Raw genomic sequence first — 13616 nt, 5'->3', positions numbered from 1 at the left:
CTCCGCAGAAAATACATGCGGGCTATTTCAAACCTAGAAGGCTATTCCACGTACCTAATGACATCGAAACCCTTTGATTTAAAGGATTTGGAATGTCGATTGTGGTTGGATTGATGATCTTGCTGCTGCCGCCTGCTGCGTGGTTACTGGTCAAACGATATGAGCGTCATCTCGATGCGCAGATCGGACCGTGGATCGTCAGCGAGATGAAGCCGCACCGTAACCGGCAGCGTCTCCTGCGCGAACACCGTGATGACAGCGACCGCTGAAATCCGCCTCTATTCAGGTTACCGCAAAACTTATAGTGCGCGCGCGTAACTAAGTAGTGCGCATTCACACTTGGCCTCGTCCTGCTTGGTAGTGCTGATCCCGCCACGAGCACCAGCCTGGATGTCTCATCCGTCCGGTGGTCGCTTGATGTGGCCCGGGACCGCCGCCAAACACCCCCCATGTCGCGCGCGGTCCCGGTTATTTTCCGTAAACAATATGACGGCGCAGGATCGCGATTTCGCAGTGATGACGCGCTCTGGGACCTTCGTGAGAAGTTGCGCGTCGTGCCGGCCGCGAAGATGGCTGCGCAGCGGCAGGAGCTCGATGAGCGGCTGCGCGATCTCGAACAGTTCGCGACCTCGTTGAAGCGTGCTGTCGCTGCATTGCGGCCGATGGCCGAGAGTGGTTGTCCGATGATCAAGTGACGGCCACTTGTTGAATGTCGCTGGCGATCATCGGGAATTATTTGCGGCAACCGGTGTTCTGAGAATGGGGGCCCACACCTGCGACAGGAGTGTGCCATGCTCAGGAAAATGTTGATCGGACTTGCCACAATTGCGGCCATCGGTATGACGTCCGTGCCGATGGATGCTTCCGCGCGCGGCGGCGGCGGACACGGCGGTGGTGGCGGGCACGGGGGTGGTTTCCACGGTGGTGCTGGTTTTCACGGAGGTGGCTTCCACGGCGGCGGTATGGCCATGGGCGGCCTGCGCGGCGGCGGGTTCGGTGCAACTCGTTTCGCCGCTATGCCCGGCGGAGCACGCTTCGCCGGCATGTCCAATCGAGGCTTCCATCACTTCGGTCACCACAATCGCCACTTCCGGAATTTCGCCCCGTTTGTGATCGGATTCGGTTCGTCCTACGCCTATTCGGGCTATCCGTATTACGACAACTGCTATGACGTTATACGGGTGCGGACTTATCACGGTTGGCGATGGCGGCGCGTCTATGTCTGCGGCTGACGCCGGGCGACCGCGGAGTACTCAATTCGCGGCGTTGTCCGTCACCAGATAGTGCCCGGACTTGCCGCCCTTTTTCTCGACGAGGTGGATGCCCTCGATGCGGACACCGCGCTCGACAGCCTTGATCATGTCGTAGATCGTCAGGCATGCGACGGAGACGGCCGTCAGCGCTTCCATCTCGACGCCAGTGGGGCCCGTGACCTTTACCGACGCACGCACGCGGCAGCCCGGCAGTTTCTTGTCAGGTGTGATATCCAGCGTGACCTTCGACAGCGCCAGCGGGTGGCACAGCGGGATCAGATCCGATGTGCGCTTTGCCGCCATGATACCGGCGATACGCGCCGTGCCAAGCACGTCGCCCTTCTTGGCATTGCCGGAAACGATCATGTCGAGCGTCGCCTTGCTCATGATCACCAGACCTTCGGCGACCGCGATGCGTTCGGTCGCCGGTTTCTCCGACACATCGACCATGCGGGCTTCGCCCGAGGAATCGATGTGGGTGAGGGCCGGAGCCTGCTTCGATTTTTTCGTCTTGCCGGCCATGATCAATGCGTTCCGTTCGCGCGCTTGAGCAGCGTCTGCGTTGCCGCCGTCACGTCAGTCTGCCGCATCAGGCTTTCGCCGACCAGGAAGGTGGAAATGCCGACGCGCTCGAGACGTACAAGATCATCCGGCGTGAAGATGCCGCTCTCGCCAACCTTCAGACGATCCCGGGGGATCATCGGCGCCAGCGTTTCGCTGGCGGTCAGCGTGGTCTCGAAGGTGCGCAGGTTGCGGTTATTGATGCCGATCATCGGCGAGCGCAGGTTCAGTGCCCGCTCCAGCTCCGGCTGGTCATGGATTTCGATCAGCACGTCCATGCCGTGGTCGATGGCGGCGTCCTCGATATCGCGCGCCTGGGCATCGTCGAGTGCCGCCATGATGATCAGGATGCAGTCGGCGCCATGGGCGCGCGCCTCGACAACCTGATAGGTGTCGAACATGAAGTCCTTGCGCAGCACCGGCAGTTTGACGGCGGCGCGGGCGGCGACCATGAAGTCGAGATGGCCCTGGAATGACGGCGTATCGGTCAGGATCGAGAGGCATGCGGCGCCGCCGGCCTCGTAAGCCTTGGCCAGCGTTGGCGGGTCGAAGTCCTCGCGAATGAGCCCCTTGGACGGCGAGGCTTTCTTGATTTCGGCGATCAGCGCGAACTCGTTCTTGTCGAGCTTCTTGTGGATCGCGGTCATGAAGCCGCGCGGCGCCGGCGCAGTCTTGGCCAGCGCTTCGACGGAGGCCAGCGGATGCGCGCGCTTGGCGGCCGCGATTTCTTCGCGCTTATAGGCTTCGATCTTGGTCAGGATGTCGGACATCGTTGTCTCACACTTTCGCGTTGGAGACGGTAACCAGTCGCTTCAGCTTTTCCAGCGCTGCGCCGCTGTCGAGCGACTTCTGGCCGAGGGCCACGCCTTCCTTGATGTCCTTGACCTTGCCGGCCACGATCAATGCCGCGGCGGCATTGAACAGCGCGACGTCGCGGAAGGCGCTCGGCTTGCCGTCGAGAACGGCCTGCAGCGAGGCCGCATTTTCCTGCGCGTCGCCGCCCTTCAGGGAATCCGGACCGGTGCGCGGCAGGCCTGCATCCTCGGGTGAAATCTCGAAGCTGCGGATATTGCCGTTCTCCAGCGCTGCCACGAAGGTCGGGCCGGTGAGGGTGATCTCGTCGAGACCGTCGGAGCCGTGCACGACCCAGGCGGATTCGGAGCCGAGATTCGTCAGCACCTGTGCCAGCGGCAGCACCCACTGTCGCGAGAACACGCCGACCATCTGCCGGGTGACGCCGGCGGGATTGGAGAGCGGCCCAAGCAGATTGAAGATGGTTCGGGTGGCGAGCTCGACGCGGGTCGGGCCGACATTCTTCATGGCGGGATGATGCGCCGGCGCGAACATGAAGCCAATGCCGGTTTCCTTGAGGCAGCGGCTGACATCGTCGGGCGTAAGGTCGATCTTGACGCCAAGGGCGGCCAGCACGTCGGCCGCGCCGGAACGCGACGACAATGCACGATTGCCGTGCTTGGCAACCGGCACGCCGCAGCCGGCGACGATGAACGATGCGCAGGTCGAGACGTTCACGGAGCCGGAACCGTCGCCGCCGGTGCCAACTACATCGACGGCGCCGGCCGGTGCGTCGACCCGCAGCATCTTGGCTCGCATCACCTCAACCGCGCCGGTGATTTCGTCCACGGTCTCGCCGCGCACGCGCAGCGCCATCAGCAGGCCACCCATCTGCGAAGGCGTGGCTTCGCCCGACATCATGCTGTCGAAGGCGACCGAGGCTTCCTCACGCGAGAGGGAGGCGCCTGTCGCGACCTTGGCAATGATTGCCCTGAGATTGTCCATCGGATGCTTTCAGAGTGATGCACATGTCATTGCAGGCGACATCTGTGATGAAGCCATCCAGCCTTTGCTTGTTGCTTCTGGATGGTTTCGCTGCGCCCGTAATGACGATGTGGGTTTCCTAATTGGTGTTGCTGTTCGCGGCGCCGGTGGCGATCGCAAGGGCTTCTGCGTTGATCTTGGTGCCGATCTGCGTCTCGAGCCTGGTGACATACTGCGCAACCTGCTCATCGGTCAGCCCGCGCTGCAATGTCTCCTTCAGCTTCTTGGCGTCTTCGGAAGCCATGTCGACCGCAGGTGCGGTGACATCGGTGATTCGGTAGACGATCCATTCCGACGGCGTGGCGCCCTGGGCTTGTCCGGCCGAATCCTTGACGCCGCGGAACACGGACTGGATCACGCCGGCCGAGAGGGCCGGATCGCTCGCGTCGCGCTTGAACGGCGCGGAGGTTGCGACCTTGAGACCGGCTGCCGCGGCTTCGTCGGCGAGCTTGGCACCGCCTTCGAGCTTCTTCGCCATGTCGACAGCTTTGTCGCGCAGACGCGTGGTGATCTGCTCTTCGCGCCAACGCGCCTCGAGCTGCGGCTTCACTTCGTCGAGCGTGCGGTCGCGCGCCGGCGTAACGCCGAGCACATCGTACCAGATGTAACCGCCGCCGGCCTGCAATGCGTCGTTGTCGACGCCGACATCGCTGTTGAAGGCCTGGGTCACGACATCGACACCCGTGGGCAGGCCGGCAACGGGCTGGCCGTCCGGCGCACGGCCGGAGCGATCGACCGCCTCGATGGTGATGGCGGTGAGGCCGAGCTTCTTGGCGGTATCGACGACATTGGCTCCGCCACCGCGTTCGTCCTCGATCTTGTTGTGCATGTCGGACACAACAGCGCGGGCGCGCTCGATGGCAATATCGCGCTTCAGGTTGGCGGCAACGCTGTCATAGCTCGGCGTCGTGCCGGCCTGAACCTTGCCGACCTTGACCAGCGTGACGCCGAAACGTCCGGTGATCGGCTGGCTGATACTGTCCGGTGCCAGCGAGAAGGCCGCATTGGCGACGGAGGGGTCGAGAATGCCCGCTTTGGCAACCATGCCGAGATCGATGTCGGAGGCGGACAGGCCGCGTTCCTTGGCGAGATCCTCGAACTTGAACGTATCGTTCAGCTTGGCGCGACCCGCTTCAGCGTCCGCCGCGTTCGGGAAGACGATCTGCGAGATCTGGCGCTGCTCCGGCGTGGAGAGCTTGTCCTTGCGTTCCTCGAACACTTTCCTGGCGTCGTCGTCCGACACCGTCGACCACTTGGCCATCTCATCAGGCGTCAGAGCGAGGAAGGCGATCTTGCGATATTCGGGGGCGCGGAACTGGGTCTTGCGCTCATCGAAATAGGCGGCGAGGGCTTCGGGCGAGGGCGCCTCAATGGTCCCGGCCTGCGCAGCATCCAGCTTCACGTAGTCGATGGTGCGGGTCTCGTTCTGGTAGCGGCTCAGCGCCTCGATCATCGTCTTCGGCGGTTCGACGCCTGACGTGACGGTGCCGGCAATCTGGCGGCGCAGGGAGACCTTGCGCTGTTCGGCGATGTAGCGCTGCTCGGTGAAACCGAGCGAGCGGATCAGCTGCTGGAAGCGCGGTGCGTCGAAGCCGCCGGTCGGGCTCTGGAAGTTCGGGTCTGCAATGATCTGCCGCATCACCTCGGCGTCACCGACACCGAGACCCTTGCGACGCGCGTCTTCATCCAGGGCCGCTTCGGCGACGACCTGTTGCAGCACCTGACGGTCGAGGCCGAAAGCGCGGGCCTGATCCGAGGTCAGCGGGCGGCCGAACTGGCGGCCGATCTGCTGCAGCTTGTCGTTATAAAGCTGGCGGAACTGCTCGGTCGTGATCTCGGTCGAGCCGATGGTGGCGAGCTTGGACTGCCCATAGCCCTTGAACGCGTCGGCAATGCCCCAGATGCCGAAGCTGACAATCAGCACGCCCATCACGACGGCCATAATCGTCTTGCCAATCCAGTTGGATGAGGCTTTGCGCATTCCTCGAAGCATAGGGTCTTCTTATCTGTCAGGAGGGGAATCGGCTCGCACCAGCAGCCCATGGGGCCGGAGGGCGTCGCCAAATAGGAGGCGCATCATAAAGTGGCAAAAGCCGGGTCGCAACCGGCTGGGGCGGGGCGGATTGAAGCGGTTTCCGGCGCTACCGCGAGGCATTAGCGGCGCGTGGAACTTTCCGGCCCGCTGCCGCTTTGTTGAGCGGGGCGTTCAGCCTGCCGGGGAGAGACAATGCGGATCGGTTGGCGATCGGGAGTTGCCGCATGCGGCATCTGGATGGCGCTGACGCCGGCAGGCGCGCAGCAGAATCCTGCGATGCAGAATCCCACTGTGACCGGGTCTACGAATTCGCAGCCGAAAACAGAAACGCCGCCACTTCCCGGCGCCAATAGTTTTACCGAAGGACAGGCTCGCAAGTCCTTGGAGTCACAGGGCTATGCGGATGTGTCGCCGCTGGTGAACGACAGCCAGGGCATCTGGCGCGGTACCGCCATGAGCGGGTCGAAGAAGGTCCACGTCAGCGTCGACTACAAGGGCAACGTCTCGTCGAATCCGGAATGACGGTGGGGATAGCGCGATGAGCAAGGTGACGATCTCCCGGTTATTCGACGACTACGCTGACGCGCAGAAGGCCGTGGTCAGCCTCCACGAGGCCGGCGTGGCCGAAGACGACATCAGCATCATCGCGAACAATGCCGACAAATGGTACGCGCCCGACTATGCGGCGGGCGCCGGCAAGGGCGCCGCGATCGGTGCCGGTTTTGGCGGGTTCGGCGGACTATTGGCTGGCCTCGGACTGCTGGCGATTCCTGGCCTCGGGCCGGTGGTCGCGGCGGGATGGCTGGCAGCGGCCGCAGCCGGCGCCGTGGCCGCGGGCGCCGCTGGTGGCGTGATTGGGATGCTGGCCGAAGCTGGCGTCGCTGTGAGCGATGCCGAGGTCTATGCCGAGAGTATCCGCCGCGGTGGCAGCCTCGTCAGCGCAAGGGTTGAGGAGGCGGATAAGGACAGGCTGGAGGCGTTGCTGCATCCATCCTCGGTCGATATAGCCAAGCGCCGCAGCCATCTGGCCGCAACGGGCTGGAGCAAGTTCGATCCCTCGGCTCCGGACCTCACGGCTGACCAGATCAAGCAAGAGCGCGGGTTGCGGGTCTCCAAACCCGCCTGAACGCCCAGTCGGCTTGAGCTGACGGATCGCCTCTGTTAGCTCAGATAACCTCTTTTAAATGACAGGATATCCTCATGACTGATGCCGTTCGGCCGCTGATCGCCGGCAACTGGAAAATGAACGGCCTCAAGGCGTCGATGACCGAGTTCGAGGCGATGCTGCGCGGCGCGCCGGATGTGCTGGACAAGGCGGATCTTTTGGTCTGTCCGCCGGTTACGCTGCTGGCGACATTCGCGTCGAAGGCATCGAGCTTCGGTCAGGAAGGAAGCCATGTCGTCACGGTTGGGGCGCAAGATTGTCACAAGAAAGTCTCAGGAGCGCATACCGGCGATATCGCGCCTGAAATGCTGGCTGATGCCGGCGCAATCGCTGTTATCGTTGGACATTCCGAGCGCCGCGCCGACCATGGCGAGACCGACGCTGACGTGCGCGAAAAGGCGCTGTCCGCCTGGCGCGCCAAGCTGACGGCCATCGTCTGCATCGGCGAGACCCAGGCCGAGCGTGATGCCGGTAAGACCCTCGACGTCTGCGGCACCCAGCTCCAGGGCTCGCTGCCGGACGATGCCACCTCGGGCAATCTGATCGTGGCCTATGAGCCGGTGTGGGCGATCGGCACTGGACTGACTCCGACAGCTCAGGATGTCGAGCAAGTTCATAAGTTTATCCGGGATCGGTTGACGGAACGCTTTAAGAGCGAGGGGGCTTCGATCCGCATCCTCTATGGCGGTTCGGTCAAGCCATCCAACGCCAAGGAGTTGATGGCAGTTCCTCACGTGAACGGTGCGCTGGTGGGCGGCGCCAGCCTGAAGGCGGCCGATTTCCTTGCGATCGCGGCGGGCTGTCCCTAACTCCAACCGAATGCTGCAATTTGCGGTTCGGGCCGGTCGCGCCGGGGGTGACAATCCCCCGGTCGATCGTGTAGACACCGCTGGATTCAAACCCCGCAAGTCCTGACTGCTGCCGGCGACCGGCGCTGCGTGCTTGCGATGGAAGGACACGATGCAAAGCGTCATTATCGTTATCCACCTCATGATCGTCGCGGCCCTGATCGGGGCGGTGCTGCTGCAGAAATCTGAAGGCGGCGGCCTGGGCGTTGGCGGCGGCGGTGGCGGTGGCTTCATGTCGAGCCGCGGCACGGCGAACTTGCTGACCCGCACCACGGGCTTTTTGGCGGTCGGCTTCTTCCTGACCAGCCTGTTCCTGTCCTGGCTGGCGACCTATGAGCGCAAGCCGACCTCGATCCTGCCGGGCTCGACCGCGCCGGTGTCGCAGCCGGGCTCGCCGCTGGCTCCGCCGACCTCGGGCGGCCTGCTGGATACGCTGAAGAAATCCGACGAACAGCAGGCTCCAGCAGCGCCGGCACCGCCACGCTCGCAATAAAGCAGAGGCGCCATGCAGGACGGGGACTACCGTCCTGCATCAGCAGATCCCATCAAGGGGCTGCAATCATTTCGTTTTTCAAGTCACCCACAGCCTCACCGATTCTCGGCTGACGGCTGCGATTCGTTTTGGCGAATCGGTTTCGGAGCCTTAAAGGTTAAGTCCCATGGCGCGGTACATTTTCATCACCGGCGGCGTGGTTTCCTCGCTCGGTAAAGGTCTGGCTTCAGCGGCGTTAGGCGCGCTGTTGCAGGCGCGTGGCTACAAGGTCCGGCTTCGCAAGCTCGACCCCTATCTCAACCTCGATCCCGGGACGATGTCGCCGTATCAGCACGGCGAAGTGTTCGTGACCGACGACGGCGCCGAGACCGATCTCGATCTCGGCCATTACGAGCGTTTCACCGGACGGCCTGCCACCAAGCAGGACAACATCACCACCGGGCGAATCTATCAGGACATCCTTACCAAGGAACGCCGCGGCGATTATCTCGGCGCCACCATCCAGGTGATCCCGCACGTCACCAACGCCATCAAGGACTTCGTCCTGTCGGATAACGACGGCTACGACTTCGTGCTGGTCGAGATCGGCGGCACCGTCGGCGACATCGAAGGCCTGCCGTTCTTCGAAGCGATCCGCCAGTTGCGCAACGACCTGCCGCGCGGCGACACTGTGTTCGTGCACCTGACGCTGCTGCCTTACATTCCGAGCGCCGGCGAGTTGAAAACCAAGCCGACCCAGCACTCCGTCAAGGAGCTGCGTTCGATCGGCATCCAGCCCGACATCCTTTTGTGCCGTTGCGACCGCGATATTCCGAAGGAAGAGCGTCGTAAGCTCGGGCTGTTCTGTAACGTGCGCGAAAGCGCCGTGATCGAGGCGCGCGACGTCGACAACATCTATGCGGTGCCCGAGGCCTACCACGTCGCAGGGCTCGACGACGAAGTGCTGGCGGCATTCGGCATGACGCCGAAGGCGCTGCCCGAGCTCAAGACCTGGAACACCATCAACGAGCGTATCCGCCATCCGGAAGGCGCGGTGACCATCGCGATTGTCGGCAAATATACCGGCATGAAGGACGCCTATAAGTCGCTCACCGAAGCGCTGTCCCATGGCGGTATCGCCAACAAGGTGAAGGTCAATCTCGACTGGATCGAGAGCGAGGTCTTTGAGAACGAGGATCCGGCGCCTTTCCTTGAACACGTCAACGGCATCCTCGTGCCCGGCGGCTTCGGCCAGCGGGGCGCCGAAGGCAAGATCCGCGCAGCACAGTTCGCGCGCGAGCGTAACGTGCCTTACTTCGGCATTTGCTTCGGCATGCAGATGGCGGTCATCGAAGCCGCGCGAAACCTTGGTGGCATCAAGGACGCCAACTCCACGGAGTTCGGCGAGACCAAGGAGCCGGTCGTCGGTCTGATGACCGAATGGCTGCGCGGCAACGAACTCGAGAAGCGCACGAATGCCGGCGACCTCGGCGGCACCATGCGGCTCGGCGCCTATCCGGCAACGCTGACCAAGGGCAGCAAGGTCTCGGATGTCTATGGCGGCGCCACCGAAATCTCCGAGCGCCATCGCCATCGCTACGAGGTCAACACGGCCTATAAGGACCGTCTTGAAAAGCATGGGTTGAAGTTCTCCGGCCTGTCGCCGGATGGCGTGCTGCCGGAAATCGTCGAATACGAGAATCATCCGTGGTTCATCGGCGTGCAGTATCACCCCGAACTGAAGTCACGCCCGTTCGAACCGCACCCGCTGTTTGCAAGCTTCATCAAGGCGGCCGCAGCGCAGAGCCGGCTGGTTTGATCGCGAAGAACGGATGATGCTTTGCTGATCCGTTCTTCAGCAATCCGGAAATGGCGTTCGCCGATTCCATGTCCACTATCGGCCGAAGTGATCGCTCACGGTTTCAGCGAAGCGAAGCGTCAGCTCGGTGAGGGGCGCGTCCAGCGGAGCCGCCTGTGACGATACCTTTGCGATGACCAGTTCTTTCGCGGGCTCGACGAAGACGTTCTGACCGTGGATGCCCAGTCCAAGCGCCATCGCGCGGTCCCTCAGGACATACCACTTACTGCGATAGTGCATCGATCGACCGCCGAAGTAGGGTGCAAGATCACCATCCGACCAGGCTGCCGGGTCACCGTTTGCAAAGATGTCATCGATCCACGCGGACGGGATGATGGACGCCCCGTTTCGGCGGCCGCCCTGCAGAATCAGTTGGCCCACGCGCGCGAGATCCATCACCGTGGTGCAGATGCCGCCCGCGCAGCGCGGAGCGCCAAAGCGATCGACGGTGATGTAAGCGGAGCACTGCGCGCCCATCGGCCGCCACAGATGCGCGCTCATCAAATCCGCAAACCGAGTGGCAGTCGCCCGTTCCAGTATCCAGCCTAGCAAGTCGGAATTTGTCGATACGTAATGGAAGGGGCCGCCATCCGGACCACTGCGATCTTTCAGGCTGGTCAGAAAGCTGCGCAAGTCGCTCGGGCTCTCGCCCGGGCTCAGAGGATTCCAGCCAGTCGATTTGCGATACTCGACGATCGGGCCGGAGGTTGCGAGGTAGTTCTCGTCGAACTGAAGACCGACGCGCATATCCAGCACATGACGGACGGTGGTCTCGGAATACACCGAGCCGCGAAGCTCCGGAATGATCGACACGATTGTCTGCTCCGGGTCGAGGGCGCCTTTCTCGACAAGAATGCCTGCTACAAGCCCGGTCAGAGATTTCGACACCGACATTAGAATATGTGGCGTGTTCGCTCCCATGCCGTTGGCATAGTGCTCGAAGATCACTTTGCCGCGATGCAGGATCACCAATCCGTCGGTGTCCGTATCGCCGAGCAGTTTGTCGAATGAATATCGTGCGCCGAGATGCTCGACCGACAGTGATGAAAAGTCGCTTGGGCGAGATTCCAGTTGCCAGATATCGTCAGGTGCGTTGGGGATATCGGCAGAGGGGACGATCTCCCGGACATGATGAAACGCCCATTTGTTGTAAGGGCCGGTGCGCCAGTTGGCCAAATTGACCTGGTCTGTGGGAAGGGACGGGAAACCGGACATCAGCGCAGGCGGCATTCGTATTATCTCCAGAGAACGGATCATCGCGCGAATTCTGACCGTTTACATCGGAGGCGTCGAGAGGCGCTGATCGCGCGGCGTCGGATGGGTTTTCCGGCAGGCGGAAGCAGGTCGTTGGCCTCGCATGCCCGATATGAGAAGGCGGCTGTCGCGTTGGTGATGTGATGCAGCATTGATTGGCGCAAACCAATCATGCGAATGATCCCTGAGGCGTCGGTCGGCTGATCGGCCGAACGGACAGAGGGATGATCCATGCGCGCTTTCTATCACCCGGATCAGGCAATTCATTCGCCGCAGCAGTTCATGCGCTACGGCCGCTTCGTGCCCATCAAGGATTCGCCTGTTCGTACGGAGCGACTGATCGGCGCGTTGGCACGTCACGGGATCACGCCTGAAAAGCCGGCCGAATACGGCACCGCGCCCGTGCTGACGGTTCACACGCCGGCTTACGTCCGCTTCCTGGAGACAGCATGGGAAAATTGGGCGCAACTGCCCGACCACGGACCGGAAGTCTGGCCGCAATATTTCCCCTATTGGAGTGGGCGCCCGGAAGAGGCTGCGCGGCGGGATTGTCCGGCGACCGGATTTATCGCGCAGGTGGGATGGTATCTCGGCGACCTGTCGGTGCCGATGGGCCCCGATAGCTGGCGTTCCATCCTGCGCTCGTCAGAAACGGCGGTCACTGGCGCCGACGCCATTCTCGGCGGAGACCGCGCCGCCTACGCGCTCTGCCGGCCGTCCGGCCATCACGCCCGCGCCGATCGCGGCACCGGCTTCTGCTATCTGAACAACAGCGCGATTGCAGCGCAGCGATTGCGCAGTCGTTTCGGCAAGGTGGCGATCATCGATGTCGATGTTCACCACGGCGATGGCACGCAGCAGATTTTCTACAATCGTCCGGATGTGCTGACGATCTCGGTCCACGGCGACCCCACGAATTTCGTGCCGTTCTATACGGGCTATGCAAGCGAGACCGGACATGGTGCCGGCGAGGGCTTCGATCTCAACCTGCCGCTTCAACCCGGCGCCGGCGGCGCCGAAATGAATGCAGCGCTCGACATCGCGATCGCAAGCGTTCGCGCATTTGGCGCCGATGCGCTTGTGGTGGCGCTGGGCTTCGATGCCCATCGCGATGATCCGATCGGCATCCTAAAGCTCGAGGCAAAGGATTTCGGGAGCGTCGGGAGCAAGATGCAATCGCTGGGTCTGCCGACGCTTGTCGTGCAGGAAGGTGGTTATGGGATCGATGCGATCCAGGACTGCCTCGACTCTTTCCTGACCGGCTTCAAGCCAACGTAGCCTGCGTGGTGAGTGGGGCGGACTACGCTTCGCTCATCTGCCCTACGCACTGCGCCGGTTCAGTTCTCGAAGGCCGTCGCCGGCCTGCGACAACGCGGTACGCCTCGTTGATACGATCCACTCCGGTGCCGGAGGAGATGGTCGGCCGATTTCACTTGCAGCCTGATGTGCTGTCTCCAGCACGCGCCATCGGCTTGCCGTTGATGAATACGCCGGTGCTACCCGAGATGGTCTTGCCGCCGCATTCGGTGCTGCCGCCGACGACGGCCGCAGGCTTGCCGTTGATGTAGACGCCCTTCGCGCCCTCGATGATCTTGCCGTCGGTGGTGGTGTCACCAACGCGTGCCGCCGGCTTGCCATCGACCATCACGCCGGTGGCGCCCGACGTGATCTTGCCGGGCTGTTGAGCGGTGGCAGACACGGTCAGTGTCATCAGGGCGACCAGCGACAGAAGGGGTTTTTGCATCGTGAATCCAAGTCGGTTGCGTCACAGGCAGCATGATGTAAGCCTGACGTTGCGCAGGCAAGGGACGATGCCGCAATAAGCTATGCGCGAGAGCCATTCGAGGCCGACAAAAAGGGAAGGGACCAAAGTCGATGATCTATGAATTGCGTGTGTATCGCTGTTTGCCGGGACGTTTACCGGCGCTGATCAAGCGATTTGAATCTGTCACATTGAAGCTGTGGGAGAAGCACGGGATCCGGCAGTCCGGTTTCTTCACCACCGTGATCGGCGAATCCAATCAGGAGCTGACTTACATCCTCAAATGGGAATCGCTCGCCGAGCGCGAGAAGGTGTGGACCGCCTTTATGTCCGATCCGGAGTGGATGTCGGCGCGCGCCAAGTCAGAGGAGGATGGCCAGATCGTCGGCAATATCGTCAGTCAACTGCTGGCCCCGACCGCGTTTTCGGCGCTCAAGTAAGCGCGGCCCGGGCGCAGGTCGATCAGACCGGTGCGGGATAGCCGCATCGGTCAGGTTGGCGGTATCGCCCGCTGCAACCCTGATATTCCGAGCGGCGGGACGGCCTGATCCGGCTTGCATCCCGCCCGGTCC

16 protein-coding genes are annotated in these 13616 nt (G+C 62.5%); 10 read left to right on the top strand and 6 right to left on the bottom strand.

The genetic code is table 11. The annotated features are described in order from the left end of the window. Positions 1 to 92 precede the first annotated feature (92 nt). The 3 genes from AB8A33_RS14000 (at position 93) to AB8A33_RS13990 (ending at position 1232) form a co-directional block, all read left to right on the top strand. Complete coding sequence (locus AB8A33_RS14000; RefSeq protein ID WP_439093311.1) at positions 93 to 269, top strand: hypothetical protein; 177 nt, start codon at positions 93 to 95, stop codon at positions 267 to 269. Between the two features lie 180 nt (positions 270 to 449). Next, entirely contained in the window at positions 450 to 695 is a 246-nt protein-coding gene (locus AB8A33_RS13995; RefSeq protein WP_439093310.1) for a hypothetical protein, read from the top strand. A gap of 96 nt (positions 696 to 791) precedes the next feature. Then, a complete protein-coding gene (locus AB8A33_RS13990) occupies positions 792 to 1232 on the top strand; it encodes a hypothetical protein (RefSeq protein ID WP_439093309.1) in 441 nt (146 codons plus the stop codon). Between the two features lie 21 nt (positions 1233 to 1253). Here AB8A33_RS13990 and moaC read toward each other — a convergent pair whose 3' ends face one another. The 4 genes from moaC to AB8A33_RS13970 all read right to left on the bottom strand — a co-directional run bounded on the left by moaC (position 1254) and on the right by AB8A33_RS13970 (position 5643). After that, positions 1254 to 1775 (bottom strand): cyclic pyranopterin monophosphate synthase MoaC, encoded by a 522-nt coding sequence (moaC, locus tag AB8A33_RS13985; protein WP_092142396.1) that lies wholly within the window; start codon positions 1773 to 1775, stop codon positions 1254 to 1256. Between the two features lie 2 nt (positions 1776 to 1777). Beyond that, a complete protein-coding gene (gene trpC, locus AB8A33_RS13980) occupies positions 1778 to 2584 on the bottom strand; it encodes an indole-3-glycerol phosphate synthase TrpC (protein ID WP_439093308.1) in 807 nt (268 codons plus the stop codon). A 7-nt stretch (positions 2585 to 2591) separates the two neighbouring features. Continuing rightward, complete coding sequence (trpD, locus tag AB8A33_RS13975) at positions 2592 to 3611, bottom strand: anthranilate phosphoribosyltransferase (RefSeq protein WP_439093307.1); 1020 nt, start codon at positions 3609 to 3611, stop codon at positions 2592 to 2594. A gap of 118 nt (positions 3612 to 3729) precedes the next feature. Next, positions 3730 to 5643, bottom strand: a complete 1914-nt coding sequence (locus AB8A33_RS13970) for a peptidylprolyl isomerase (protein WP_439093306.1) — start codon at positions 5641 to 5643, stop codon at positions 3730 to 3732. 234 nt (positions 5644 to 5877) lie between these two features. On the opposite strand from AB8A33_RS13970, the gene AB8A33_RS13965 reads away from it, so the two are divergent. From AB8A33_RS13965 to AB8A33_RS13945, 5 genes are all read left to right on the top strand, one after another. Beyond that, positions 5878 to 6207 (top strand): PepSY domain-containing protein, encoded by a 330-nt coding sequence (locus AB8A33_RS13965; RefSeq protein WP_439093305.1) that lies wholly within the window; start codon positions 5878 to 5880, stop codon positions 6205 to 6207. Between the two features lie 16 nt (positions 6208 to 6223). After that, positions 6224 to 6811, top strand: coding sequence for a general stress protein (locus AB8A33_RS13960; RefSeq protein ID WP_439093304.1), 588 nt, complete (start codon positions 6224 to 6226; stop codon positions 6809 to 6811). Positions 6812 to 6885: 74 nt separating this feature from the next. Further along, positions 6886 to 7659 (top strand): triose-phosphate isomerase, encoded by a 774-nt coding sequence (tpiA, locus tag AB8A33_RS13955; protein WP_439093303.1) that lies wholly within the window; start codon positions 6886 to 6888, stop codon positions 7657 to 7659. A gap of 151 nt (positions 7660 to 7810) precedes the next feature. Continuing rightward, on the top strand, positions 7811 to 8191 hold the full coding sequence (secG, locus tag AB8A33_RS13950; RefSeq protein ID WP_439093302.1) for a preprotein translocase subunit SecG: 381 nt from the start codon (positions 7811 to 7813) through the stop codon (positions 8189 to 8191). A 166-nt stretch (positions 8192 to 8357) separates the two neighbouring features. After that, positions 8358 to 9989 carry a CTP synthase gene (locus AB8A33_RS13945; RefSeq protein WP_439093301.1) on the top strand — a complete coding sequence of 544 codons (1632 nt, stop codon included), beginning with the start codon at positions 8358 to 8360 and terminating at the stop codon, positions 9987 to 9989. Positions 9990 to 10064: 75 nt separating this feature from the next. Here the strand turns inward: AB8A33_RS13945 and AB8A33_RS13940 are convergent, their stop codons facing one another. After that, the gene (locus tag AB8A33_RS13940; protein WP_439093300.1) at positions 10065 to 11285 is read right to left on the bottom strand and encodes a serine hydrolase domain-containing protein; all 1221 of its coding nucleotides are present in this window, start codon (positions 11283 to 11285) and stop codon (positions 10065 to 10067) included. 228 nt (positions 11286 to 11513) lie between these two features. Between AB8A33_RS13940 and AB8A33_RS13935 the strand changes: the two genes are divergently transcribed. Then, on the top strand, positions 11514 to 12560 hold the full coding sequence (locus AB8A33_RS13935; protein WP_439093299.1) for a histone deacetylase family protein: 1047 nt from the start codon (positions 11514 to 11516) through the stop codon (positions 12558 to 12560). A gap of 151 nt (positions 12561 to 12711) precedes the next feature. Here the strand turns inward: AB8A33_RS13935 and AB8A33_RS13930 are convergent, their stop codons facing one another. After that, a complete protein-coding gene (locus AB8A33_RS13930) occupies positions 12712 to 13026 on the bottom strand; it encodes a PAAR domain-containing protein (protein WP_068730830.1) in 315 nt (104 codons plus the stop codon). Positions 13027 to 13157: 131 nt separating this feature from the next. On the opposite strand from AB8A33_RS13930, the gene AB8A33_RS13925 reads away from it, so the two are divergent. Then, the gene (locus AB8A33_RS13925) at positions 13158 to 13484 is read left to right on the top strand and encodes an NIPSNAP family protein (RefSeq protein ID WP_089264511.1); all 327 of its coding nucleotides are present in this window, start codon (positions 13158 to 13160) and stop codon (positions 13482 to 13484) included. Positions 13485 to 13616 lie beyond the last annotated feature (132 nt).

This window comes from Tardiphaga sp. 813_E8_N1_3 (assembly GCF_051811025.1).
In the GTDB taxonomy this organism is placed as follows: Bacteria; Pseudomonadota; Alphaproteobacteria; order Rhizobiales; family Xanthobacteraceae; genus Tardiphaga.
The sequence above is the reverse complement of the archived record's forward strand: the minus strand, read 5'-3'. Positions and strand labels throughout refer to the sequence as shown.